This window comes from Acetatifactor aquisgranensis, from assembly GCF_943193215.1.
Lineage (GTDB): Bacteria > Bacillota > Clostridia > Lachnospirales > Lachnospiraceae > Acetatifactor > Acetatifactor aquisgranensis.
This window is the reverse complement of sequence record NZ_CALPDH010000048.1, coordinates 1-22,501: the sequence shown is the minus strand read 5'-3', so window position 1 is coordinate 22,501 and position 22,501 is coordinate 1. Positions and strand designations below refer to the sequence as shown.

23 protein-coding genes and 1 pseudogene are annotated in these 22,501 nt (G+C 46.6%); all 24 read right to left on the bottom strand.

Annotated elements, in window-relative coordinates; translation table 11 throughout:
• Window positions 1–27: 27 nt before the first annotated feature.
• The gene (locus NFS35_RS26100; protein WP_251209929.1) at window positions 28–288 is read right to left on the bottom strand and encodes a stage II sporulation protein R; all 261 of its coding nucleotides are present in this window, start codon (window positions 286–288) and stop codon (window positions 28–30) included.
• 2 nt (window positions 289–290) lie between these two features.
• Window positions 291–521, bottom strand: a complete 231-nt coding sequence (locus NFS35_RS26095) for a YdbC family protein (RefSeq protein ID WP_251209928.1) — start codon at window positions 519–521, stop codon at window positions 291–293.
• Between the two features lie 77 nt (window positions 522–598).
• Window positions 599–1,453, bottom strand: coding sequence for a ParB/RepB/Spo0J family partition protein (locus NFS35_RS26090; protein ID WP_251209927.1), 855 nt, complete (start codon window positions 1,451–1,453; stop codon window positions 599–601).
• An 8-nt stretch (window positions 1,454–1,461) separates the two neighbouring features.
• Window positions 1,462–2,427, bottom strand: a complete 966-nt coding sequence (mobV, locus tag NFS35_RS26085) for a MobV family relaxase (protein ID WP_251209934.1) — start codon at window positions 2,425–2,427, stop codon at window positions 1,462–1,464.
• 474 nt (window positions 2,428–2,901) lie between these two features.
• The gene (locus NFS35_RS26080; protein WP_251209926.1) at window positions 2,902–3,897 is read right to left on the bottom strand and encodes an AAA family ATPase; all 996 of its coding nucleotides are present in this window, start codon (window positions 3,895–3,897) and stop codon (window positions 2,902–2,904) included.
• Window positions 3,898–4,049: 152 nt separating this feature from the next.
• The gene (locus NFS35_RS26075) at window positions 4,050–4,523 is read right to left on the bottom strand and encodes an RNA polymerase sigma factor (RefSeq protein ID WP_251209925.1); all 474 of its coding nucleotides are present in this window, start codon (window positions 4,521–4,523) and stop codon (window positions 4,050–4,052) included.
• A gap of 82 nt (window positions 4,524–4,605) precedes the next feature.
• Window positions 4,606–5,031, bottom strand: coding sequence for an RNA polymerase sigma factor (locus tag NFS35_RS26070; RefSeq protein WP_251209924.1), 426 nt, complete (start codon window positions 5,029–5,031; stop codon window positions 4,606–4,608).
• Between the two features lie 87 nt (window positions 5,032–5,118).
• A complete protein-coding gene (locus NFS35_RS26065; protein ID WP_456298464.1) occupies window positions 5,119–5,487 on the bottom strand; it encodes a sigma-70 family RNA polymerase sigma factor in 369 nt (122 codons plus the stop codon).
• 18 nt (window positions 5,488–5,505) lie between these two features.
• Entirely contained in the window at window positions 5,506–5,832 is a 327-nt protein-coding gene (locus NFS35_RS30105) for a hypothetical protein (RefSeq protein WP_456298463.1), read from the bottom strand.
• A gap of 325 nt (window positions 5,833–6,157) precedes the next feature.
• Window positions 6,158–7,525, bottom strand: coding sequence for a sensor histidine kinase (locus NFS35_RS26060; protein ID WP_251209923.1), 1,368 nt, complete (start codon window positions 7,523–7,525; stop codon window positions 6,158–6,160).
• On the bottom strand, window positions 7,507–8,178 hold the full coding sequence (locus NFS35_RS26055) for a response regulator transcription factor (RefSeq protein ID WP_161475178.1): 672 nt from the start codon (window positions 8,176–8,178) through the stop codon (window positions 7,507–7,509). Before NFS35_RS26055 ends, NFS35_RS26060 begins: the two co-directional genes overlap by 19 nt.
• Window positions 8,179–8,191: 13 nt before the next feature.
• Window positions 8,192–8,560, bottom strand: coding sequence for a NisI/SpaI family lantibiotic immunity lipoprotein (locus NFS35_RS26050; protein ID WP_160255004.1), 369 nt, complete (start codon window positions 8,558–8,560; stop codon window positions 8,192–8,194).
• Complete coding sequence (locus tag NFS35_RS26045) at window positions 8,553–9,296, bottom strand: lantibiotic immunity ABC transporter MutG family permease subunit (RefSeq protein ID WP_161475177.1); 744 nt, start codon at window positions 9,294–9,296, stop codon at window positions 8,553–8,555. The genes NFS35_RS26050 and NFS35_RS26045 overlap by 8 nt, the downstream gene beginning before the upstream one ends.
• On the bottom strand, window positions 9,296–10,045 hold the full coding sequence (locus tag NFS35_RS26040) for a lantibiotic immunity ABC transporter MutE/EpiE family permease subunit (RefSeq protein ID WP_161475176.1): 750 nt from the start codon (window positions 10,043–10,045) through the stop codon (window positions 9,296–9,298). The genes NFS35_RS26045 and NFS35_RS26040 overlap by 1 nt, the downstream gene beginning before the upstream one ends.
• A gap of 4 nt (window positions 10,046–10,049) precedes the next feature.
• Entirely contained in the window at window positions 10,050–10,745 is a 696-nt protein-coding gene (locus NFS35_RS26035; protein WP_202612523.1) for a lantibiotic protection ABC transporter ATP-binding protein, read from the bottom strand.
• Between the two features lie 151 nt (window positions 10,746–10,896).
• Window positions 10,897–11,271: a TnpV protein gene (locus NFS35_RS26030; RefSeq protein WP_161475216.1), complete on the bottom strand. Its 375-nt coding sequence runs from the start codon at window positions 11,269–11,271 to the stop codon at window positions 10,897–10,899.
• Window positions 11,252–14,899 (bottom strand): annotated as a pseudogene (locus NFS35_RS26025) (SNF2-related protein); the annotation flags it as partial. The gene NFS35_RS26030 and the pseudogene NFS35_RS26025, both read right to left, overlap by 20 nt.
• A gap of 167 nt (window positions 14,900–15,066) precedes the next feature.
• The gene (locus NFS35_RS26020; RefSeq protein ID WP_251209922.1) at window positions 15,067–16,560 is read right to left on the bottom strand and encodes an ApeA N-terminal domain 1-containing protein; all 1,494 of its coding nucleotides are present in this window, start codon (window positions 16,558–16,560) and stop codon (window positions 15,067–15,069) included.
• Between the two features lie 31 nt (window positions 16,561–16,591).
• Entirely contained in the window at window positions 16,592–17,245 is a 654-nt protein-coding gene (locus NFS35_RS26015) for a hypothetical protein (RefSeq protein WP_251209921.1), read from the bottom strand.
• A 676-nt stretch (window positions 17,246–17,921) separates the two neighbouring features.
• Window positions 17,922–18,164: a helix-turn-helix domain-containing protein gene (locus tag NFS35_RS26010; protein ID WP_251209920.1), complete on the bottom strand. Its 243-nt coding sequence runs from the start codon at window positions 18,162–18,164 to the stop codon at window positions 17,922–17,924.
• A 180-nt stretch (window positions 18,165–18,344) separates the two neighbouring features.
• Complete coding sequence (locus NFS35_RS26005; protein WP_251209919.1) at window positions 18,345–19,919, bottom strand: recombinase family protein; 1,575 nt, start codon at window positions 19,917–19,919, stop codon at window positions 18,345–18,347.
• Window positions 19,904–21,676 (bottom strand): recombinase family protein, encoded by a 1,773-nt coding sequence (locus tag NFS35_RS26000; RefSeq protein ID WP_251209918.1) that lies wholly within the window; start codon window positions 21,674–21,676, stop codon window positions 19,904–19,906. The genes NFS35_RS26005 and NFS35_RS26000 overlap by 16 nt, the downstream gene beginning before the upstream one ends.
• 4 nt (window positions 21,677–21,680) lie before the next feature.
• Window positions 21,681–21,896 (bottom strand): SHOCT domain-containing protein, encoded by a 216-nt coding sequence (locus tag NFS35_RS25995; RefSeq protein WP_251209917.1) that lies wholly within the window; start codon window positions 21,894–21,896, stop codon window positions 21,681–21,683.
• Entirely contained in the window at window positions 21,889–22,317 is a 429-nt protein-coding gene (locus NFS35_RS25990; protein ID WP_251209916.1) for an RNA polymerase subunit sigma-70, read from the bottom strand. Before NFS35_RS25990 ends, NFS35_RS25995 begins: the two co-directional genes overlap by 8 nt.
• Window positions 22,318–22,501 lie beyond the last annotated feature (184 nt).

Sequence of the window (22,501 nt, the reverse complement as noted above, 5' to 3'; positions counted from 1 at the left end):
CTGTTTTCATGTTCCGTTGCGTACATTCTAAGCGGATATATCTTCATTGTCGAAGGTGTCATTTCCCGTAATGCTCTTTCGGATGTCCTCGGAGATAATCGGGATAAACGCTTCGGCAATGGTCTGTGTGCCGACATATTCACGGCTGACAATCATCTGCACTGGCTGTCTTGCTACAATGCGCTTTCTCTTTTTGCTTGCTGTCTTATCCTCACCCATATTCAAATCTTCCTTTCCAGACAGGGCAGGGGAGCGTCTGGAAACGTCCCCGCCCTGCCTACCAGACACAATCAATCCCTGCTGTTCAATTCTTTCTGCAATGCTTTAAGGAGAGCCGCCGCTTCATCAGCGGTCAACGTGATTCCCTTTCCGCACTTCTCACGGTTCGGGGAAAAGCTGCGGATGTCATACTTCGGCTCGTTCCCGTTCCATGAAATCAAGTTGATTTCCTTTGTATAGCCGCTGTCACTTGCCGACAATACAGCGACTTCCTTTACAATCTCATACTGGATTTCTTTCATTTTCTACCTCAACTTTCTGTCTTATCTGGCTGTCTTTTTTCTTCCAGCGTCTTATATTTACCTCCCGAAAAGAAAGATTAGCGGCTGTCCCTGCCCCGTTTCCTCTGCAACTCACGCTCTAACAGTTTGATGATGGTGTCCTCCATCTGCTTCGGCGTTGTGTTCTTCGGAAAATATTTTTTCAGCTTGCTTGTGTTGATTTTCAAAGTTTCTTTCTGGTTTCCCTTTTCCTCGGTCATAATGGAAAATATCATATCCATGTCAAGCCGCCCGCTCTGGCTAAGGCTTTTCATACGTTGTGCCTGTGAGAGTGAGGGCGTTGCTTCTTCACTTTCCATCGTGGCGAATAGATTTTCCTGCTCATTTTTCTTCAAAAAGGACAGCTCCACCGCAGGCGTGAGGGCGATTCTCCCCTCGTCCACCATCTGCAAAATCGGCGGTATCAGTTCCGTCAATCGGATAAATCTCTGCACGGTCATCCTGCCAACGCCGAAGCCCTGCGCCACCTTATCGTCTGTCCGCAACTTCGTCCCAACTTGTGACGAGGTTAAGTCTGTGCGGAAGCCCTGCCGCTTCATGGCTTCGGATTTCATCTTGTAGGCGAATGCCCGCTCACTCGGCGGGATATTTTCACGCTGTAAATTACTGTCTACAAGGGTGATGATGGCTCGGTCACGGTCTAAGGGCAGGACAAAAGCGGGGATTGTGTTTATCCCTGCAAGCTCCGAAGCACGGACACGCCGCTGTCCTGCAATGATTTCATAGCCGTCCCCGTCCTCTTTGGGGCGTGTGATGATTGGCGTTACAATTCCAAACTCTTTAATACTTACCGCTAACTCTGACAGCATTTCATCCTCCACCACATGAAACGAGTTGTCGGGAAACGGGTATAAATCTGCGGTCTTTAATACCTTAAAATCCTGTTTCTTCATTCACATTCCTACCTTTCTTTCGCTCTATTCCTGTTGCTTTTCTGCAATTCTCCCAATACTTCTGGCGGTATTTTTTTCAATAACCTTTCCATCTGCTGATTGGTTCTCTGCAACTCAAATATCCTCTGGTTGGCTTTCTGTGCCTTTAATTCCTGTTCGTACTTTTCATCACGCATACGCCCCGCATAGTCGGATTCCTGCCCGATTCTTTCTTTCAAGCTGTCGATATACGCCTGCTGTTTCCCGATTTCTTTTGAAAATTTCTCCACGTCTGGGAGCCATGCGGAGAGTAATTCTAACGCCTTATCTCTTTTCTTCCCTGCGTTAAAGGCGTTGATGTCGGAGAGGGCAGACACGATTTCTTCATACTGTTTATCCAGTCTGCCGCCTAACTTGTAGAGCCATGTGGGGATGTGCTTCCGCTTCGTTTCCATTGAGGACTGCCCCCGTTCAAGCTGATTCCACCGTGCGGACATCCGCTCATGGTAGGCGGTCTGCCATTCGGATAAGGATTTCTGGTTGCCTAAAATAGACTTCGCTGAAAGCTTGTTGTCTGGCGTAAGCGGCACAAAGCATAGGTGCATATGGGGCGTCCTCTCGTCCATGTGGACGACTGCGGAAAGGATATTTTTCTCTCCCACATGCTCCGAAATGAAGTCAAGAGCCGTCTGGAAATAGGCTTTTTGTTCTTCGGGCGGTAACTGGTTCATAAATTCGGGCGAAGCGGTGATGAGCGTTTCCACCATCATCACGCTGTCTTTCCTTACCTTACAGCCCGCTTCTTTTACCATTTGGTTTATCTCTTTTTTGTAGGTGTATTTTGGCGGTGCTATGAGATGGTAATTGTTTTTGGAGCGTCCCATATCAATATCTGGGTTGCTTTTATAGGCTTCTTTCTTCCGCTCGTTGTGGCGTTCACAAGCCGCAACGCCTCCTGCTTTGCGTTTTTGGAAACGCAGGATTGCATAGGGCATGATATGATTTCTCCTTTCTTTCGGCGGGTAATCTTCCAAAGGGTGACGGTGGGTGACGGTGATGACGGTGTTTTTGGGATACCCCCACGGGAACCGCCGACTGTCACCGCACATTCTTCCATCCGAAGCCGTAAGGCAGAGGATGGGCAGGGCGCAAGCCCTGCTTTCAGGGAGTCCAGAGGGAACGTCTGGCACACGACTTTGCAGGGCAAAGTGTAGTGTGTTACACCCTGTAAACGCAGTCGGAAAAATCGGGGGATTTTTCTGACCGCAGGGGTGGCTTTACGAGCCGAAAAGGGCAAGTAATGCCCACGCCTGCATTTTGCGTTTATGGGGTGTTCTCCCGCAGGGATGACAGCGACGGGGGTATCCCAATATTGCCGTCATCACCGTCACCGCTGTCACCCGCAGGGCAGAACCGCCGATTTTACATACATCCGCTATGACGGTGACAGTGGCAGGGGGTATCCCAATCTAACCGTCATCACCGTCACCACCGTCACCCGACTGCCTTGTGAGGGAAATCTCCCTGCCCCCTTTCTTCCTGTGGTAGCTGTAACAGATATTGTTTTCACTGAGGAAACCGGCACGGTATTCGTTGAGCCGTTTCGTCATGATGTTGGGCGGCGTTCCCGTTTCCCCCATCGCTTCCAGAAGTTCTGTTGCCGTGCCAGTCCATTCCCCCTTGTCTTGCATGAAATACACCAACCGAAAAAGAACGTCTGGTATCGCTTCTTTGGCAAGCTGTTCCTGCTCTTTCCGCTCCACCAACTCCCAACTGCAATCACGGAAACGGAGCGTAAACTCCTGATAGGGCGTATCCCTGCCCGTCACATATAACTTTGCGGCATTGGACGCACGGCTTTCCTGTTCCAGAACAAAGGTTGCGTCTGCACTCCCCGTCAATCCCGTCGTGCCAGACACTTTGTTGAACACGTCGCTGTCATTCTGCTTTCGGATATGGTGTACGACAATGACCGCTATAGCGTGCCTGTCGGCAAAGTCTTTGATAAGGGAGATGTCCCCGTAGTCGCTTGCATAGGCGTTGTCTTTGGATGCGGTACGGACTTTCTGTAAGGTGTCAATGACAATGAGCCTGCTGTCGGGGTATTCTTTCAAATAGTCCTCCAACTGCACGATAAGACCGTCTGAGAGCTTATCGCTTGCCACCGCAAAGTGAAGCCGCCCGCTCGCTTCGTCCGTCAAATGGAACAGCCTGTCCTGTATGCGGCAGAACGTGTCCTCCAAACAGAGGTAAAGCACGTCGCCCTCCTGTGTGTGCATATCCCATAAGGGGATTCCCTGCGACACGCATAGGCAGAGCTTTAACATGAGCCAACTCTTGCCGATTTTCTGTGAGCCGCAGAACAGGATTAAGCCCGTGGGGATCAGACCGTCCACCACAAAGGACGGCTTCTCAAGCGGCTCATAAAGAAGCGTGTCGGCGTTGACTGTCTGAAGCTTCTGCATAGAATTCCTCCTTTCGGGTGGTGTCTTTGGTTTTGTTGCGCATAGGTGTGACCTCCTTAAATTAGATTTACTCCCACGAAAAAGAGTGAGAGTATGTAATGCCGCCATCCCCACGCCGATAATAAGCGGATTCCTTTTTCGGGCGGTAACAGTCAAGGTTGAAGATACTTCCTCATTTCTGCCTTGACTTTCTCCTTTGCAACCGAAACAGACTTCTGGACAGCGGAAGCGGTGCAATGCTCCATCTCGCCAATCTGGTAAAAATTAAAATCATACTCGTAATAGAGCAGGAAACGCCGCCTTTGTATCTCTGGCAGTCGGGCAACCGATTTGTAAAACAGTTCATTCCGTTCTTTCTCAATCATGCTTTCATCAAGCGTCTTAGGCACTCGCAACGCCCGTCTGTAAAGCGTTTCATCCCATACCTCGTTAAACTCCCTGTGCCGCTGGTTCCATTGCTGAAGGTTCCTGTTCCTGCGTTCCATCTGCCGAAATTCAAGAAAGAGTTCCTCGGACACTTCTATCTCGTGGTGTACCCTCTGCCCGTCCTTAAAGCTGATAAAATACCTTTTGCCGCTTTCCTTGGATTCCTCCCGAAGCGTGTATGTCTTATCCCTATATGCCATCCTGCTTTCCTCCCGAAAAGAATTGAATGAGAGGATTGCCCCTCACCCGATAGCCCATAGGAAAGCAGGATGTATTAGACACTTATAAAATTTTCCGCAGCTTCTTCCGCAGATGGTTTAACCTCGCATAAATAGCCCCTGCCGTTAAATGCACAAGCGGGGCAATCTCCTTTGTGGAATATCCCTGCATTTTCAGCAGGACGATTTGTAACGTGCGCCTGTCCACCGTGATTAAGGCAAGGTACAGGGTTTCGTTCTCAATCTCATCCAGTAAATCAGAAACAGACTTTACCTCCGCCTGTTTCTCCCTGTCTGCCATACCCTCAAGGTATTCGCCAAAGTCGCTCGCCCATCGGTAAAACCGCCTGTTGGAATTAAAATCTGCCCTGTCGTCTGTGCGGATTTGCTCAATGGTCGCTTCATCAACGCCGCACTCACGCAGAACCTTTTCCTCGGCTTCTTTCCAGATGCGCCATTTCCTGTCCTCCCGTCCGTGGTTGTATGCCATCCTTATTTCCTCCAATCAGAATTGATTGAGAGGGCAGACAAAAGCCCCCTCATTTTCCCAAAGGAAAAAACAAAGGGGCTGAACGCCTTAAATTTTGTTTTCGATTATCTTCCTCAGCTTTGCAAGGATTTTGGCTTTGCGTTTATTGACAACACTCTGCGTCATACCTAACCGCAATCCGACTTCCCGCTCGGAAAGTTCTTCAAAGAAGATGGCTTGTATCAATGCCAGCTCACCATCCGACAATAAAGGCAGGGCGGCTTTCAGCCTGTCCACCATCACCGCATGGACAACGGTTTCTGCAACGTCCACCGCTTCATCCACAACGAAGTCAAGCACATTTCCCTCACTGTCCGTAAATCCCTCCAATGACAGCAGCTTGTGGTTCGTATCCAGTTTTTGCAGATAACGCCACCGTTCTTTCTCCTTGTAGAAATCTGCGTACTGTTCTCGCACGACTTCAAGCAGACAGCCCTACACGGGGATAAACAGCTTGTCCATGTAACTCTGGTCGGCTTGCCTGCGGCGGCAGAAGTCCATATAGGACAGTTCTACATAATTACCACTTTCTTTGATATATACCTTTCTTGGTGCATACTTCACCGTATCTTCCTCCAATCTGAATTTTTGAAAATGTAAAAATCCAAATGGAGAGGGCGGCGAACGACAACCAACAGCAGAAACAGCCCTGCGGCACATTCCGATAAAAAACGACAAAAGAAAAACCGCAAAGGCACTGTGACCTTCACGGTTATAGGAAATCATAATTCTGTTATATGGAGATTGAACTTCTACCTTCATGGTGAGAAGTCCCGCTGCATTGGCAGGGATTTTTTTAACAGGCTTCCTGCCTTTTCCCGATATGCTATGTATTGATAAACTTTACTTTGTATGAGCAGATGGATGACCGCCCGAAAAAAGAACATAAAAAATCTCTCCAAACTCCAAAAAGCGAAGTCGGAGAGTGTTCAAAGCACGGCAAATCGGCTCACCGAAACATCGTTTTTTTGTTTGGTGGGCAACATTTCATTTCATCCTTTCACTTTCAAAATAGTACAGGCTATTTTTGAAGATTTCATAAAGATTAAAAATAATGAGCGATACCATTTGCATCGCCCATGAAATTCTAATATGGAATTTTAATTGTAACTTGTCCGCCTTTTGTTTCAGGAGAATTTTCTAATATGAGCTGTCCATTATGCTGAGTAACAATCGTGTTTGTAATATAAAGTCCCAAACCAAAATGCAGATTTGAATTCCGGCTTCTGTTCCCCATAAAAAACTGTTCCTTTGCATGATGCAATGTTTCGGAAGTAAAGCCATCTCCCTCATCGGTTACAGATATTTTCAAAAATCCGTCAGCTTTCTGTGCCGTTACATAAAGGTTTCCTCCTTGCGGCGAATAGTCTAACGCATTGTGAATGACGTTCATAATTACCCGTTCCAACAACAATTTATCTGCTTTGAAATACCCTTCACTTCTTCCTATTTCCATGTGCAGACATATCCCATTTGTAATACACAATAAATTTGCCTGCGATTCAATCCGCTTCATATATTCAATTAGGTCAATATCTTCTAAATGGAGCTGATACCCCATAACCGTCTGGGATATATCAATTAAGGTTCTGATATACAACTGCATCTGTTCCAAACTTTCTGTAATATATTTCGCATACAACTGTTGTTCATCATCAAGCTTTGTTTCGCTTATTAAATCTATATTGCCTTGAATTACTGTCAAAGGTGTTTTCAAATCATGGGAAAATGCTGCAATCTGTTCTCTTTGTAATTGTTCTATTTTCCATTGCTGCTCTAAAGATGATTTTAAACTGTCTTTCATTTTTGAAATGGAGTACAGTACTGCGTTATACTCGCTTATTTCGGAGCTTCCCACTTCAAAGTCAAGATTCTGATGCTGAATTTGTTCTGTAGCCATAGTCAACGGCGCTAACTGTACTTTCAGCTTTTGGGAATATCGCAGCGTCAGACAAACGCAAACGGCAATGCAATTGATTCCTATGAGCAATAACAACAGGGTTTCGGGGGCAGGTAAATATTTCTGCATCCAGTTGCTTTTATACTGTGAGCCTATATAATATTTTAATACACAATATTCTTCTTCCCTCGGTATGAATTGATATTGCGTCCTGCTTGTGAGGTCACTGTTTTCTCCAGTTTTTGCAAATTTTAATGCATTGCTCTGTTCTGTTACATCCATATTTGTATAAAGGATGTTGTAATCTGTATCAAGTATTAAATATTCACAATAGGATGGGATGACAACTTTTGTAATATCCGGAGCTGCAGCAATGATTGGAGATATTTTTTGCACAGAATGTTCCGCATTATTGGCATAGGTCACATACCCTGCACTTGAAGCCAGTGCAAGAAGCTGGAAGGGAATTGCCACTGACAGGAACAGACCTGATATCAAAATGATTAAAAATCTCCAGAAAACTTTTTGCAATGAAATCAATTTTGCCTTTCCCATCTGTATCCAACCCCCCAGACTGTATTAATCGGAGCAATGCCGTATCCCGCCAGTTTACTGCGGATATTTCTTATATGTGTTGCGATTGTCAAATCATCACTGTCACCGTCAAACCCAAAGACCGCTTCATAAATCTGTTCCCTTGTGAATACCTGTCCGCTGTTTCTGGCTAAATACTCGCAAATCTCATATTCACTTTTGGTTAAGCTGATTTTTTCCCCTTTTACAGATAGTTCCTTTGAGGACAAATCAAACTTGATTTCCTGCTCAAATCCTAAAGTGTTATGATGCTCCCGCCTTTCCCGCCGCAGATGGGCAGAAACACGGGCTCTCAGTTCTCCTATTCGGAAAGGTTTTGTAATATAATCATCAGCCCCTAATCCTAACCCGTAGATGATGTCTGTTTCCAAAACCTTTGCAGTAAGAAACAGAATCGGACAATCCACAAGCCCTCGGATTTTTTTGCAAAACATGAATCCATCAACATCTGGCATCATAATATCTAACAAAATCAAATCGTAATCTTTCAAGCGGTCTACCGCAACATCCGTTGCACTTCCACATATAGCAACAATATGACCATCTTTTTCCAAGCCATTCTTAACTAAGTCAAGAATGGCTTTTTCATCGTCAATTACCAACAACCGTGCCAATTTAAATCCTCCTTTATTTATCTGTCAATTCTGCAATAAAATATTTTTCATTGATATTTACTGCAATATCCGTTGTTCCCTCAAGCATATAAACATATCCATACCGCAATTTATCTCCTTCAACCGTTGTGATGTTTTGAGAAACCTGCCCAATTTCTTCACCTAAATCAGAGGCTTTTGTTGTTCTTTCTGTAATGGCGTATGTCTTTCCGTCAAAGCTTATCTCCGTATAATCAGCAGTATTCAGCTCATATTTTGGAAGAGTGTCATTCAGCGTATTATTCTTATCAGCCGTATCCAATATTTGATTGTTATTGCAGCCCGTGAAACAGACACTTAAAGCTATCAGACATACACATACCAACAGCATTTTCTTAATCATTTTCTTTTCCTCCGTCCCATAACTTAATCCAAATAATGCCGATAGCAAACAACACAAGCACCACCATTACATTTATTATAATCCCACCGTAAAATGAATTGCAACTCTGCAAATAAGCATTCCTGTCCGTGACAGAAAGACACCAGAAATCCATAAAGCGGACGCTCCACGCCCACGGAATATATTGCCAACATATATCCCCTAAACCCGTGAGCATAATTGCCGCCAATAAACTTCCTGCTATTCCAAGCCCCATAGAAGCACTTTTACCAAACATGAAAGCACACAGGAAATGTATCAGATATATAGGGGCAGTACCTAAAAGCAGAAGCCCTATAATCTGAATGCAGCCATTTATGGAAGCAAACGGAAAAAGGAGTGAAAAACAGGCAACAGCAACTACACAAAATAATAAGGAATTTATCAGTAAGAAACATATTTCCCCGATATAAACGCTTACCCTTGATGGGACAGCACTCAATATAAATTGATACTGTCCTGCCCGACTTTCCTGCTGTGCAATGATTCCCACGGTGATTCCAATCAAAAACGGATATATGATACCCATCATTTCAAGAAAAGCACTTATCTTAAGTGTCCTGTCCCAATTTGAAATATGAAAATAGCCTGCAAATGCCAAAGCCAATACAAAAGGGACAAGTACATAAATAACACTCAGTATAGAACGCTTCGTTTTAAGACAATTCGCTCTTATACACCTTAATATTGTTCTCACTATTTTACCTCCTGCTGTGAAAAACTTTTAGCACTGAGCCTTAGCAAAGTGAAACTTAGTATCACGGAAAACAGTAATGCTAAAACAATCATCGCAACTGGCACTGGTAAATTACCTGCTTCTTCAGAAACAGGTACACCGTTTGGCAATATCCCAATTGCAGGAACCATTAAACGGGATATCCAACTATACGGGCAAAAAATCCAAAACTTAGTATTCGCCAGTGCTACCCCTAAGAATGAGCCTATTCCTGCATTTATCACAACTGTTGCAAATGCACCAACCTTTTTCGACAGCCACAAGCAGACTGGTATTTCCCACATAGATGCCACAATAATACAAAAGATGCCCGCTGTAGCCTGAATCAGCGATATACTGATTGGAATTTCGTAAATAAGGAAAACTGCCACGCCGCCAAGCATATTCAAACTTAAGAATACTAAGTTTGCTGCAATGTCAAAAAGCAATATAACAGTCGCTTTTGCAATCCAGACATTTTCAAGCTTTATGGAAAGAGGAATAAGGCTTCTGTATTTCATCTTTCCCCCGTCCCGCTGCTCGCATATTGTACAAAGCAAAGTAAGGCAGCCTGGGAAAAGCAAAATATACCACCAGTTAAATGAATTTTGCTGATACCACATTGGTGCAAACACATTCATAAGCAGCGTAATAACAGGGGCAAGGATAAGAATTTTCATTACAAAAGTCCGTCTGTGTTTCATCCATTCTGAGCGTATATATTTTTTCATCCTGTTACCTCCTGCTTTCTTCAACGACTTTGAGAAACAGTTCCTCAAGATTTCCACTATGCTGCATTTCGCCCTCATATCCAAGCGTACCGTTTGCAATAATGCCTATGTCATCTGCAATAAGCTGTACCTCTGAAAGAATATGACTTGACAATATAACTGTTATCCCTTGCTGTGGAAATGAGCGGATTAAGTTTCGCAATTCTCCGATACCAATCGGGTCTAATCCGTTTGTCGGCTCATCCAGAATTAACAAAGACGGATGATTCAGCAATGCTATTGCAATCCCCAACCGCTGTTTCATCCCCATTGAGAATTGTCCTGCTTTTTTCTTTCCTGTATTTTGCAAATCCACAATTTTTAATACATCATTTATTCGCTGCTCTGGTAAGCCTAACAAAATAGTCCTTACTTTTAAATTTTCAAATGCCGTCAGATTTTCATATAACGGGGGATTTTCTATCAAAGCCCCAATATGCTTTAAGTCCTGTCTGTTCCATGCATGGCTGGCAAATTCAATCGTGCCAGATGTTGGACGGAGCATACCTGTTACCATCTTTAGGATTGTAGATTTTCCTGCCCCGTTCGGGCCTAATAGTCCGTAAACGCTTTTTTCCCGTACATGGATTGATACATCCGTTACAGCAGAATGTTTCCCAAAATTCCTACTAAGATTTGTTGTTTTCAATATGAAATCCATAGTGTTCATTTCCTTTCTTGATTTTGATAGGAAAAGGGTACTGTACAGTTTTGAAGATTTCATAAAGATATACCATTTTATTCAACATTTTACATACAAAGGGAGCAAGGAAATATCCTCGCCCCCTGATTATTATTTGCAATATATAAATCTATGAATATATGATTTCCCTTTCCACAACTTCCCTTGCACAAGCCCTCACATCATTGTGCCGTCCTGTCCATTCTAAGGCATTTTCTTCCTTTAGCTGTTCTGTTATGCCCTGTGCCTGTTTCATGCCCTCTATGAGCCTTTCAAAGCGTTCCTGTGCCTGCCTGTCTACATCGACAAGATAGGCATTGAGCCTGCCGCTTGTGAGAAGATTGGTGTATGTAACCCTGCGGTATTGCTTCAGATAGTCTAAGTGCCGCTGTCCCCATATGCCTATTGACTGTTCTTCTTCGGCAGGTAAAGCTATGCACGGTATTAGATAATCTCCTTGCCTTTTGTATCTGCCGCCCAGTTCCTCAAATAATGATTTTGCCATTGCTTGTTACCTCCACATTCATTTTTATTTTGAATGTCCGCAAAATCCGTCCTACATCTCCGGGCCTCCAGGGGCAGTCCAGATTGTGAAGGGCCACCAGCAAATCCTGCACGTTGGTCCCGGCCCCCATCTTCTGGGTGGAGCCTAACAGGACGCGCACCTGGCCGGAGCGGACTTTGGAGAACAGCTCCTTTTTGCGGACTTCGGTATTGGCTTCATGGATAAACGCGATCTGGCTGGCGGGCATACCCTGTGCGATGAGTTTCTGCCGGATGTCCTCATAGACCGTAAAGGCCAGCGGTTTCTCCGGCTCTGGAACTGCCTGTTCCAGAGCGTGAAGTATCGGGTTATCCAGCGTTTTAGCCACCTTTTTGGAGCCAGCCGCCTGGGGTGTGGAAATGTCGCAAAACACCAGCTGGGTCAGCTTTTCCGGCTGTCCGTCCCGCCAGATTTGCAGGATATTGTCCACGCACTGGTTGACTTTTGTGCCGGGTTCGTCCGGCAGCATGGGGTTGATGATTCGCTGGTCCAGCCCCAGCTTGCGGCCATCCGAGGTGATTTTCAGCATATTGTCGGTTGATGGGTCAACGGTCCCCGAATGGACCTTGGCGGCGCGCTCGGAGAGGGCCTTCACCATATCCTGCTGGTGTCCGGTGGGCTTTGCCACGATGTTGTGGTATTCCACCTCCGGGGTGGGCAGGTCCAGCTGGTCGGCGGTCTTGATGTCCGCCACCTCTTTGAACAGGTTCATCAGCTCCGGCAGGTTAAAGAACTTGGAAAATCTTGTCCGCGCCCGGTAGCCCGTCCCCTCCGGGGCCAGTTCCAGGGCTGTCACCGTTTCCCCAAAGCGGCTGGCCCAGCAGTCGAAATGGGTCATGTTCAATTCCTGGAGCCGCTCATACTGGAGGTAGCGTTGGATGGTATAAAGTTCGGTCATACTGTTGCTGACCGGCGTTCCGGTGGCGAACACAACGCCCCTGCTGCCGGTGATCTCGTCCATGTAGCGGCATTTGGCAAACATATCGGAGGATTTCTGCGCGTCTGTGGTGGAAAGCCCCGCCACATTCCGCATTTTGGTGTATAAAAAGAGGTTCTTATAATTGTGGCTCTCGTCCACAAACAGCCGGTCCACGCCCGGCTGCTCAAAGGTAATCACATCGTCCTTGCGGCCCTCGGCCTGCAATTTTTCCAGCCTTGCCTCCAACGATTTTTTGGTGCGTTCCAGCTGCTTGATGGTAAAGCGTTCCCCGCCGCTGGCCTCCACCTCGGCAATCCCGTCGGTAATCTCATTGATCTGCTCCCGCAGCAGGCGCTCCTGCCGTTCCCGGCTGATGGGAATACGCTCAAACTGGGAGTGTCCGATAATCACCGCGTCATAGTCCCCGGTGGCGATACGGGCGCAGAATTTCTTGCGGTTGTGGCTTTCAAAATCCTTTTTGGTGGTGACAAGGATATTCGCGGAAGGGTAGAGCCGTAAAAACTCGGAGGCCCACTGCTCGGTCAGGTGGTTCGGCACCACAAAGAGGGATTTCTGGCACAGGCCCAGCCGCTTGGATTCCATCGCGGCGGCTACCATTTCAAAGGTCTTGCCCGCGCCCACCTCATGGGCCAGCAGGGTATTCCCGCCGTACAGCACATGGGCGATGGCGTTTTTCTGGTGTTCCCGCAGGGTGATTTCCGGGTTCATGCCCGCAAACCGGATATGCTGCCCGTCATACTCGCGGGGGCGGATGCTGTTCATTTCCTCGTTGTACTGGCGCACCAGCGTCTGCCGCCGCTGTGGGTCCTTCCAAATCCAGTCCCGGAAGGCTTCCCGGATCGCCATCTGCTTCTGGGCGGCAAGGGTGGTTTCTTTGGCGTTGAGTACCCGGCGCTCCCGGCCCTCGGCGTCCTCAACGGTGTCATAGATGCGGACATCCCGCAGGTTTAAGCTGTCCTCCAGAATCTTGTAGGCGTTGGCCCGGTCGGTTCCGTAGGTGGTGTTGGCGGCTACATCGCCGTACCCAACGGCGTTTTTGCTGGTGATCTGCCACTCGGCGGTGTAGGGGACATACTTGACCTCAATCTTTCCTTGCAGATAGTACGGGGTGTGGAAGGTTTCGTACATGAATTGCTGGATATAGTCTTTGTCAATCCAGGTAGCCCCCAGGCGCACCTCGATTTCCGATGCGTCCAAATCCTTGGGCTGGGCGGCGGTCAGTGCCTCCACATTGACAGAAAAGGCGGGGTCTTTGTCCACCGCCCGCTGTGCCTGCCGCAGTTTCCGGCGCACGTTGCCGGAGAGGTATTCATCCGCTGTCACATAACGGGGCGATTCCCCCTCCGCCAGTGGTCCGGGCAGACGGAAGATCACGCCCCATAGCTCCTGCGCCAATTCCTCCTGGGTTTTGCCGCTCAGTTCGGCCATGTACGCCATATCCACCTCGGCCTTTTCCGCGATGGAAACAGCCAGGGCTTCACTGGCGGTGTCCACCGCAGTAACGGCCTGATGGGGCTTGATGGTGCGCTTGGTGAACATATCCGCCTTTTGCTTCAGATGTCCGTCATCGTCAATGACTTCCAGCGCGCAGAGCAGATAATAGCTGGAATCATCGGCAAAGGCCAGCCGGTTCCCCCGGTCATTGATAAGCCCGTACTTTGCGGAAAATGCGTCATAGAGCCGGTTCAATTCGGCCTGGGTTTCACGGATTGCCGTATCCGAAACAAAGCTGTCCATCTGCTGTGCGATGAGCTTCTGCACACAGTCCCGCAGTTCCACCAGCCCTTTTACGCGGGCCTCGGCGGTGGCGTTTAAGTCAGGGCGCACCATGCGGCTGTTTTCCCGATAGTACACCGCACCGTCCACAACGGTATAGGAATAGTTTTTTACATCAGGGTCAGCGGGGATAGAAGTATCAATTTCTTCCCCCTCGCCCAGCTCCGGCAGTTCGGCCTCCTGGTAGGTTCCGCGAATATATTTTATGGCGTCGTGCAGCTGGTCGGAAAGTTCCAATCCCTCAATGGGATTTACGGTGTAATCCATGCCATGAGCGGTGCTTTCCGGCTCCTGCCTGCCCAGCACCATTTCCGGGTGGTCCAGGAAATAGCGGTTGATGGTAAAATCATCTTCGGTCTGTCCGGTCTGCGTCCAGTCCGGGGCAATGTCAATCGGGCGGTCACGTTTTTGCAGGAAAATGATGTCGGATACCACCTCTGTCCCGGCATTGGCCTTAAACGCATTGTTGGGCAGACGGATCGCGCCTAACAGCTCCGCCCGCTGCGCCAGATACCGGCGCACCGTAGAATCCTTGGAATCCATCGTGTAGCGGCTGGTGACAAAGGCCACGACGCCGCCTGGACGCACCTGGTCCAGCGATTTGGCGAAAAAGTAGTTGTGGATGTTGAAGTTCAGCTTGTTATAGGCCCGGTCATTGACGGAATACTGGCCAAACGGCACGTTTCCTACGGCTAAATCATAAAAATCCCGCCGGTCAGTGGTTTGAAAGCCCGCGATAGTGATGTCTGCTTTGGGATAGAGCTGTTTTGCGATGCGCCCGGTGATGGAATCCAGTTCCACGCCGTACAGTTTGCTGCCCCGCATTTCCTCCGGCAGCATACCGAAGAAATTGCCCACGCCGCAGGAGGGTTCGGTTGCCGTCCTATAAATGATACAATATAACTTTTGCATATCTGTACTGTGGTAACGATGAACACGCACCGGGTGCATTTGCATCCGGTTTTATGGTAAACGTCACATCTTTTTTTAAAGAATGTCCTCGCCCAAATATCCACCAGTTGGCTGGAGTTATAATACTTTCAATCCGTAAAATGCCACATAGCACCATCATATTTTGGAAGATTTCCTTCTGCACATAGTTTAACTCCTAATACATTAGAAAATACTGCTGCACTTTTACGACTATGAAAAAACCTCTGCACTAACAAGGAATGTGGTATTCCCATCTCATTGAAAATTAAAATTCTGTATATTTCCTTGCACACAGACGTAACATTCAGCATCTCGTCAAAATGCATCTGTGGCGTTGTTCTGTTAGAAGAATGTGTATAGAAATTTCTATCATTAACAATCCTGTCTATTAGTCCATTATGCTTATTAAAAAATGCCGTTTTTGAAATCTCCTCTAAACAATTGGAGCCTTTATACAAATATTCTTTGAGCGCTTTTCTGAACGATATTCCCGAAAATCCCAAACCTTTGTCTACCAACTCTATATCTTCCTCTTCCGTCAACATGGCAAGAATTTTTTGTTTTTTACTCTCAAAAATTTTTATTTCCTGTTCTTCATCCGCAAAAGCCTGTGCATAACCTTCAACAAGCTGCATAGCTGCTAAGAATTTTCCGGCTGTTGCAATTTTTAATTCCTCATCCAATAAAATTCTATCGTATGCTTTTTGAGCATTTAATAGCTTATCATAATGTTCAAACCAAAAATTCATAGCTTTTTCCAAGTCATTGAAATCTGACAGCTTAAATACGGAAACCCTTTTAAAACCTGTTGCATCAATACCTGAACTGTTTAAAACATTCAATTTTTCCTTTTTAAAATTGCAGATTCCAATAAAATCCATTAATCCATCATCAGAATCTGTTTTTTTCATTACAGATAGTTTATTAATCGTTACAGTCTCCCCACATAATAAAGTTAAAAAGGAAGTTAATTTGGCCAGTGTTTCACGAATCTCCGTTATCTTTAATGCTTTGGTAGGTTTAAACTGAATTTTATGTAAAAAACCTATAGCAAACGAATCTTTACTTTGTTTATAAGTTGGAAAAACATCCAACCATAATTCACCAATTACTGTATTAATATGAATGGTGGATATTTGAATCGGAATTTCAATATTTTTATATGTTAAAATATCCATATATTTTCTATTTAAATCATATGGACACACTCCAATCAACTCACATCCATCTGTTACTTCCATGATTAATTCTTTACAAGTATCTTCATCTCGAAAAAAATTTTTTCCTTTAAGAATAGCAGACGATACTGCAACAATTTTCCCGCCATCAAACTCAGGCATTTCATCAACCATTTTTGTATCACACGTTATCTCTTTTACATATAAATCAAAAGCAGAAATATATTCTTTATTTTCCAAAAGTATTACCATCAACTTATATTCACCGTGTTCTGCAGCAGACAAGTCTTCCCGTGCAACCCCATAAATAGTAATAATCCCTTGATGATACTCATCAAAACAAATTTCAGCACGGTAATCAACTTTAGCGTTATTAAAAAAGCAAACTTTACCAGAACACCAATTTTCTCTTTTTTCTGACATTCTGTCATGCCTCCCCATGTTTTCTTTTTATTCACAAAATCCGTGTTAATCGAATTTCCTTTACCGCATCCATCAAAGCATAATGTAAAAAACAGTCTTTGACTCGTGCTTCTGGATGGGCAAAAGAAATTACAACTTTACCATCATCTACAAAATACCAAATTCCACGTGATGTCATTTTCCAGTCCAGTTCTTGATTTTTATAACATGCATCGACAAATGCTTTTTCCGTGCCACAGCAAATGATAATATCCGGATCATACAAGTTTAATTGCTTTTGAAGAATAGCACTGTTATCCATTGCAGCCTGATAAATCTCATCTGCATTTGATGTATGTCCACCGGATGTCTTCTTCACATTGACAGCACAAATCATTTTCAGGATTCTGTTCCTACGGGCTTCGTTATCCTTTTCCCAATAACTCCATGGTCTCTCCGCATCCAAATCCAAAATAGCCTCTGTCCACCGGGCAATATTATCCCATGTCTGGGGTCGGCCACCATTCCGTACAAATTCCCGAAGGCTCCAGCTTTTCCCACCATTAACCTCTTTCAGCACATACATGATTTTATATTTTGCAGATAGATATCCTTCTTCGTCTGCAACCCCATCATCTATTATATCTGGATTGTAAGTCCTTAGCTCTGCAAACAGCTTATTCTCTTCCTCTGTTATATTACCCATACCCTGTTTCCTTTCCTGGAATGTTATGGCCTGCCTCCCTGGCATCTCGGGCATTTCCTTTGCCAGATATCACTTCCATTGGCATAATATTTATGGCCACATCCCAAGCACTCCATTTCATAAAACCATTGCTGATTATCTGTGCCAGGTATCTGCGTTCTCCCATTATTCTTCTGTCGATTTCTGTTTACGAATCCTCGTTCCGTGCTTCTCATAACTTCCTTCTCCTATTCAGTAAAGCCTTGAAAAATCATTACAGATGTATTTTTCAAACTGCGGCTTGCAGTATTCTTTTTTCTCTCCATTTCCGTCCGTTTTATTCCCAATTAAACCAGATGCTTCTTTTCCCGGCATTCTTTCCGGTTTTATTCGTTACACACTCTTTCAAGAATTCTTCTGAAGACAGAATCCATGTCAAATCAAGGCGCTCTGAATAAAAAACAAAATAAAAATTTTCCTTCCGTTCATGTGATATCGCTGAAAACAATGCAGCATCTCCTTCTGCCACTTCGCGGAATCTCGCTTTAATTTGCACTTCTATGTATGTACCATCCCCCTTTTGATAACACAATCAACTCCATGGTCATCCACCAAAGGAACATAGCAGTCCAGCCCTTCCATCAGCATCTTTCCAATTATGCTGTATTCCATTCGTTTTCCAAATCCGGCTGAGTGCCTATAAGACATCCCCATTATGATTACCACCTTCCATGTCCCTTTTTGTATAAATCAATTCAATATCATATCCCAAAGCCTCCATCATTTGCACAAATGTCTTATTAACGACCCCTTCTTTTTTCTTGACAATACGATTCACATAAGAACTGGTAGTCCCAATATTTTCCGCTAGCTGCACCTGAGTTATTTCGGATTCTATGCATTTGACTTTAACGTCCACTTCTATATTATTTCGAACCATGCTTATGCTCCTATTTTTTGCTCATTACTCTATTAATTTCACAAATCGGATAATTTATTATAACTTATCTTTTTCTATTTGTCACCCTCTAATATTTTTATGCGACCAACCCACACAGGCAAAAGTTTAACCAAACACAAAAACACCCCGCCTAAGCGAGGTGCATCATAAACTGTATTTCTATGCTGTTATCTCCGTACCGTCCCGGAAAGTCACCGCCATTTCCTTATTCCTGCCAACCGTCACGAAATCCACCATGCTGCTCCATAGCCTTTCATCAAATTCAGCAATGATACCATCATGTGCCTTCAAAATTTTGATGAAGCCTGCCAGCCGCTTATTTTGCGCTTCCTTTTCCGTAATGGCTCTGGCAACCTCATCGTACTGTGCTTTAGTCGTATTATACCGTTCCACCAGCCTATTATAGCGTTCCTGGTATTCCCCTTGGTCCTGGGCTATACGGGCATTCTCGTCTATAGCACTCTGCACCATCCCCGCCAACATTGCCATGTCATTTTCCAAGCCATGCTTCTCTTCCTCCAGCGCATCCGTCCGACAAAGTGTCTCCCGGATAGTTTCCGCATTCGCTACAATTTCTTCCTTTTCAGAAACCAGCTTGTTATAGGCGGATAGGAATGCCGCTTTGACCTCTTCTTCCGTCACATGGGGAGTCCCGCATTTTTTATCCTTATATTTGTTGTTGCATCGGTAAATGACCCTGCGGTACTTATCCGTGGAATGCCAGACCTTGGAGCCAAACCATCCGCCGCAGTCAGCGCATTTAATCTTATTGGAGAAGATGCTGACCCCGCTGTACCGGGAGCCGCCCCGTTTCCGTTTCTCCAGCTCCGCCTGCACCATATCGAAAACTGTAGGGCTGATGATGGCTTCGTGGTTTCCCTCCACATAATACTGTGGGACTTCACCCTCGTTCTTTTTCGTCTTCTTATTCAGGAAATCCACCGTAAATTCCTTCTGGAGGAGGGCATCCCCCTTGTATTTTTCGTTGGAAAGCATCCGGCGCACCGTCTGCTGGTTCCACACATCTTTCCCGCCCGGTGTCTTGATGCCGCGCCTGGTAAGCTCCACCGCAATGGAATGGGGAGAAAGCCCTTCGAGGAATAAGCCGAATATCAGCCGCACTGTTTCAGCTTCCCGGGGATTCACCACGATCCTGCCGTCCGGCCCTTTGTCCAGGCCAAGAACCCGGCTGTAAGCAAAACTGACCTTTCCATCGGCAAACCTCTTCCTCTGCCCCCAGGTGACATTTTCCGAAATGGATCGGCTCTCCTCCTGCGCCAGCGAGGACATGATGGTGATCAGCAGCTCCCCCTTGGAATCCAGCGTCCAGATGTTCTCTTTCTCGAAATATATCTCAATGCCCCTGTCCTTCAGCTCCCGGACTGTCGTAAGGCTGTCTACTGTGTTCCTCGCAAAACGGCTGACCGACTTCGTGATGATAAGGTCTATTTTTCCGGCTTTCGCGTCGGCAATCATGGTTTTAAAGCCTTCCCGTTTTTTGGTGGAAGTTGCACTGATGCCTTCATCCGTATATATCCCGGCAAATTCCCAATCGTCACGCCCCTGGATATAACTGGTATAATAGTCTACCTGCGCATCGTAGCTTGTGATCTGGTCCTCATGGTCGGTGCTGACACGGGCATATCCTGCTACGCGCCTCTTTTTCGTCCCGGCAAGCGGCTCAGCCGTATATTTTTTTACCGTCGCTGGTATTGTCGTCACTCTCTTCGCCATCCGTCCCCACGCTCCTTCCTGAGACGCTTCATGCTTTCGCGCATCTTCTGCCGCCGTTCCCCGGTAAAGCTGTCCCTAATCGCCTTTGCCTGTTTTTTCCGGCGTTCTTCCGTCCATGGCTGCGCCCTGCGCTTAGTGCTATAGGAAGCCTCATGGATCCCGCCATCTTTGAAATGGAATGCGATCCTGCCGCCTTTGGAAATCACAACATGGTCAATCCTCTCAGAAAAAGCCGATGCATCGAATGCATCAAGCCCCATGGCTTCGGCGGAAAGCCTCTGGAGGTCGTCCTCATGGATGCTGTTGTTGCCACAGGTGTTCGTGGTGGCGCAGGAAAACATATGGTACTTTTCACCATTCTTCCGCTTCCTCGTCTGCTGGCGGTAATTGTTCCCGCACTCGGCGCATTTAATCCTGCCTGTGAAGCAGGTCGCGCCCCTGGGGTTCGTCCCATACTTCCGCCTTTTCTCAGATGTGGCGGCACGGTATTCCGCCGTCCAACAGTCCTGGTGTCCTGTGTTCGGACAGTCCCTGATTATGCGGTTCCCGTCTTTAAAGAATAATTCGAGCGTGTATTTCTCCGGCACCTCTATATGGTCAACCCTGTCAAGGAACACATCCTCGTCAAACTCCTCCATTCCCAGAACATCCGCACAGGCTTTCATAAGGTTCTGGTGGTTGATCGTCCCGCCTACCGGACAGCCAGCACCGACCTTCTTTTTCTTTTTGCTGCCGCAGTTCCAAAACTCCATCAAGCCTCTGTCCGTTCGCCTGTTGTGCATATAGCTGACGCCGCAATGAGGGCATTTGATCTTCCCGGTAAAGCAGCAGATATTGAGGCTCTTGTTCGCCAGCGCGCCAAGTTCCCTGCGCCGTTCCATCTCCGCCTGCACATAATCAAAAGTGACCTTATCAATGATGGCGGGATGCGTGTCCTCCACATAATATTGCGGAAGCTCGCCACGGTTCTTCTTCCTGTGCTTGGTGATGGGGTCTGCGATAAACTCTTTCTGCAAGAGCAGGCTGCCCGTATAAGTGATGTTCGTAAGGACAACCTTGAGATTGGAATCCACCCAGCGGCAGCCATCCCTCGTGGTGATGCCCTCGGCGGCAAACTCCCTCTCCGTTTCCAGCCTTGACTTCCCGTCAAGGAAGTTCTGGAAAATCCTGCGGACGACCGCCGCTTCCTCTGGCACAATGACCAGCCCGTCCCCCTCCCATCGGTAACCGTACACCTGGAAACGCCCGTTGGGGATTCCCTCCGCCATCCGCTTGCGGGTGCCCCACTTCACATTATCGCTGATGGAGCGGCTCTCCTCCTGGGCAAAGGACGCAAGGATGGTCAGCATCAGTTCCCCGTCGCCGCTCATGGAGCTTATCCCTTCCTTTTCAAACCTCACTTCCACGCCGATGCCCTTCAGATGCCGTACAGTCTCCAGAAGGTCAACCGTATTCCTCGCAAAACGCTGTATCGACTTGGTGAGGATGATGTCGATTTTCCTGGCATCCGCATCCTCTACCATTTTCCTGAATTCGTCCCTCCTGGCCGTACCAGTACCGGAGATCCCGTAATCCGCATATACCCCGGCGTATTCCCAATCAGGGTTACGCTGGATCAGCGCGCTGTAATAGCTGACCTGTGCGGATAGGGAATGGCTCATCCTCTCGCTTTCCACGGACACACGGGCGTAAGCGGCTACTTTTTTCCTGGGCACAATAGCTGGCGCCGTCTGCTCAATCTTTCTGATCTTCGCCATAAAATCATTCCTTTCCACTACCATACATCACTCTTTGCGCCCTGGAAGTCAACGGCGTAGCAGAAAATAATGTGCCGAAAACGGGGCAGTATTTCTCCAGGAAGATTGTATCAATCTGACAATACTCTTCCTCCGAGATCAGCCCCTGCGAAAGCATCCTCCTTGCCATATTCATAGTGGCCTGGTACAGTTTTTCAGCCCTGAACTGCTCTTCAGTCATCCGCGCCACCCCCAAACCTGTGGGCAATATAGCACTCATGGCTGCAGTATTTCCTTTTTGCGTTGCCGTAGGCTGTGAATTTCTTTTTGCACTGTGGGCAGATAAACTCGTAATTAGCCTTTCGGTTCACCCGGTCAAGATGGCTGTTCCACCATTTGTTCCTGCATCTGTCCGAGCAGAACTTTTTCTCCTTCCTCCCAAGAGTCTGCGCCACCTCTTTTCCACAGCAAAGACAGAAATGATTCCCATCCCTGACCGCGGCTGGCATAGCCTGGGAAGCCGCCGCTCTCCCGACAAGCTTCTTCCTCCTGCAAAATGATTTCACCGTATTCTCTGATATGCCAAGAGCCTGGGCAATCCGTACATACCCATAGCCTTCGCCCCTTAAATTTGCAATCTGTGTTTTCTGTTCTTCGGTCATAGCACACCTCCATAAACGATTGGAAGGGAACCGTGTCCATCGTTATCCGGTATCCCCTTCAACTTCCTATGGACATGATTTTTGTTTTTGGACGGATTTTTCTTCACATAAAAAAGTGCCTTCGGCACTTCAACCCCCTAGCCCCCATTCATGGGGGAAAAATTGTGCGGCACACAATTAGGGG

Excerpts from the sequence above, each read along its gene's own strand:
- NFS35_RS26050 (WP_160255004.1), bottom strand. The coding sequence starts at position 8,560 with ATGATTAAGAAAATGCTGTTGGTATGTGTATGTCTGATAGCTTTAAGT.
- NFS35_RS26035 (WP_202612523.1), bottom strand. The coding sequence starts at position 10,745 with ATGGATTTCATATTGAAAACAACAAATCTTAGTAGGAATTTTGGGAAA.
- NFS35_RS26015 (WP_251209921.1), bottom strand. The coding sequence starts at position 17,245 with ATGGGTAATATAACAGAGGAAGAGAATAAGCTGTTTGCAGAGCTAAGG.
- NFS35_RS26040 (WP_161475176.1), bottom strand. The coding sequence starts at position 10,045 with ATGAAAAAATATATACGCTCAGAATGGATGAAACACAGACGGACTTTT.
- NFS35_RS26020 (WP_251209922.1), bottom strand. The coding sequence starts at position 16,560 with ATGTCAGAAAAAAGAGAAAATTGGTGTTCTGGTAAAGTTTGCTTTTTT.
- mobV (WP_251209934.1), bottom strand. The coding sequence starts at position 2,427 with ATGCCCTATGCAATCCTGCGTTTCCAAAAACGCAAAGCAGGAGGCGTT.
- NFS35_RS26030 (WP_161475216.1), bottom strand. The coding sequence starts at position 11,271 with ATGGCAAAATCATTATTTGAGGAACTGGGCGGCAGATACAAAAGGCAA.
- NFS35_RS26070 (WP_251209924.1), bottom strand. The coding sequence starts at position 5,031 with ATGGCATACAACCACGGACGGGAGGACAGGAAATGGCGCATCTGGAAA.
- NFS35_RS26005 (WP_251209919.1), bottom strand. The coding sequence starts at position 19,919 with ATGGCGAAGAGAGTGACGACAATACCAGCGACGGTAAAAAAATATACG.
- NFS35_RS26000 (WP_251209918.1), bottom strand. The coding sequence starts at position 21,676 with ATGGCGAAGATCAGAAAGATTGAGCAGACGGCGCCAGCTATTGTGCCC.
- NFS35_RS26010 (WP_251209920.1), bottom strand. The coding sequence starts at position 18,164 with ATGGTTCGAAATAATATAGAAGTGGACGTTAAAGTCAAATGCATAGAA.
- NFS35_RS26075 (WP_251209925.1), bottom strand. The coding sequence starts at position 4,523 with ATGGCATATAGGGATAAGACATACACGCTTCGGGAGGAATCCAAGGAA.
- NFS35_RS30105 (WP_456298463.1), bottom strand. The coding sequence starts at position 5,832 with ATGAAGGTAGAAGTTCAATCTCCATATAACAGAATTATGATTTCCTAT.
- NFS35_RS26080 (WP_251209926.1), bottom strand. The coding sequence starts at position 3,897 with ATGCAGAAGCTTCAGACAGTCAACGCCGACACGCTTCTTTATGAGCCG.
- NFS35_RS26095 (WP_251209928.1), bottom strand. The coding sequence starts at position 521 with ATGAAAGAAATCCAGTATGAGATTGTAAAGGAAGTCGCTGTATTGTCG.
- NFS35_RS25990 (WP_251209916.1), bottom strand. The coding sequence starts at position 22,317 with ATGACCGAAGAACAGAAAACACAGATTGCAAATTTAAGGGGCGAAGGC.
- NFS35_RS26090 (WP_251209927.1), bottom strand. The coding sequence starts at position 1,453 with ATGAAGAAACAGGATTTTAAGGTATTAAAGACCGCAGATTTATACCCG.
- NFS35_RS25995 (WP_251209917.1), bottom strand. The coding sequence starts at position 21,896 with ATGACTGAAGAGCAGTTCAGGGCTGAAAAACTGTACCAGGCCACTATG.
- NFS35_RS26060 (WP_251209923.1), bottom strand. The coding sequence starts at position 7,525 with ATGGGAAAGGCAAAATTGATTTCATTGCAAAAAGTTTTCTGGAGATTT.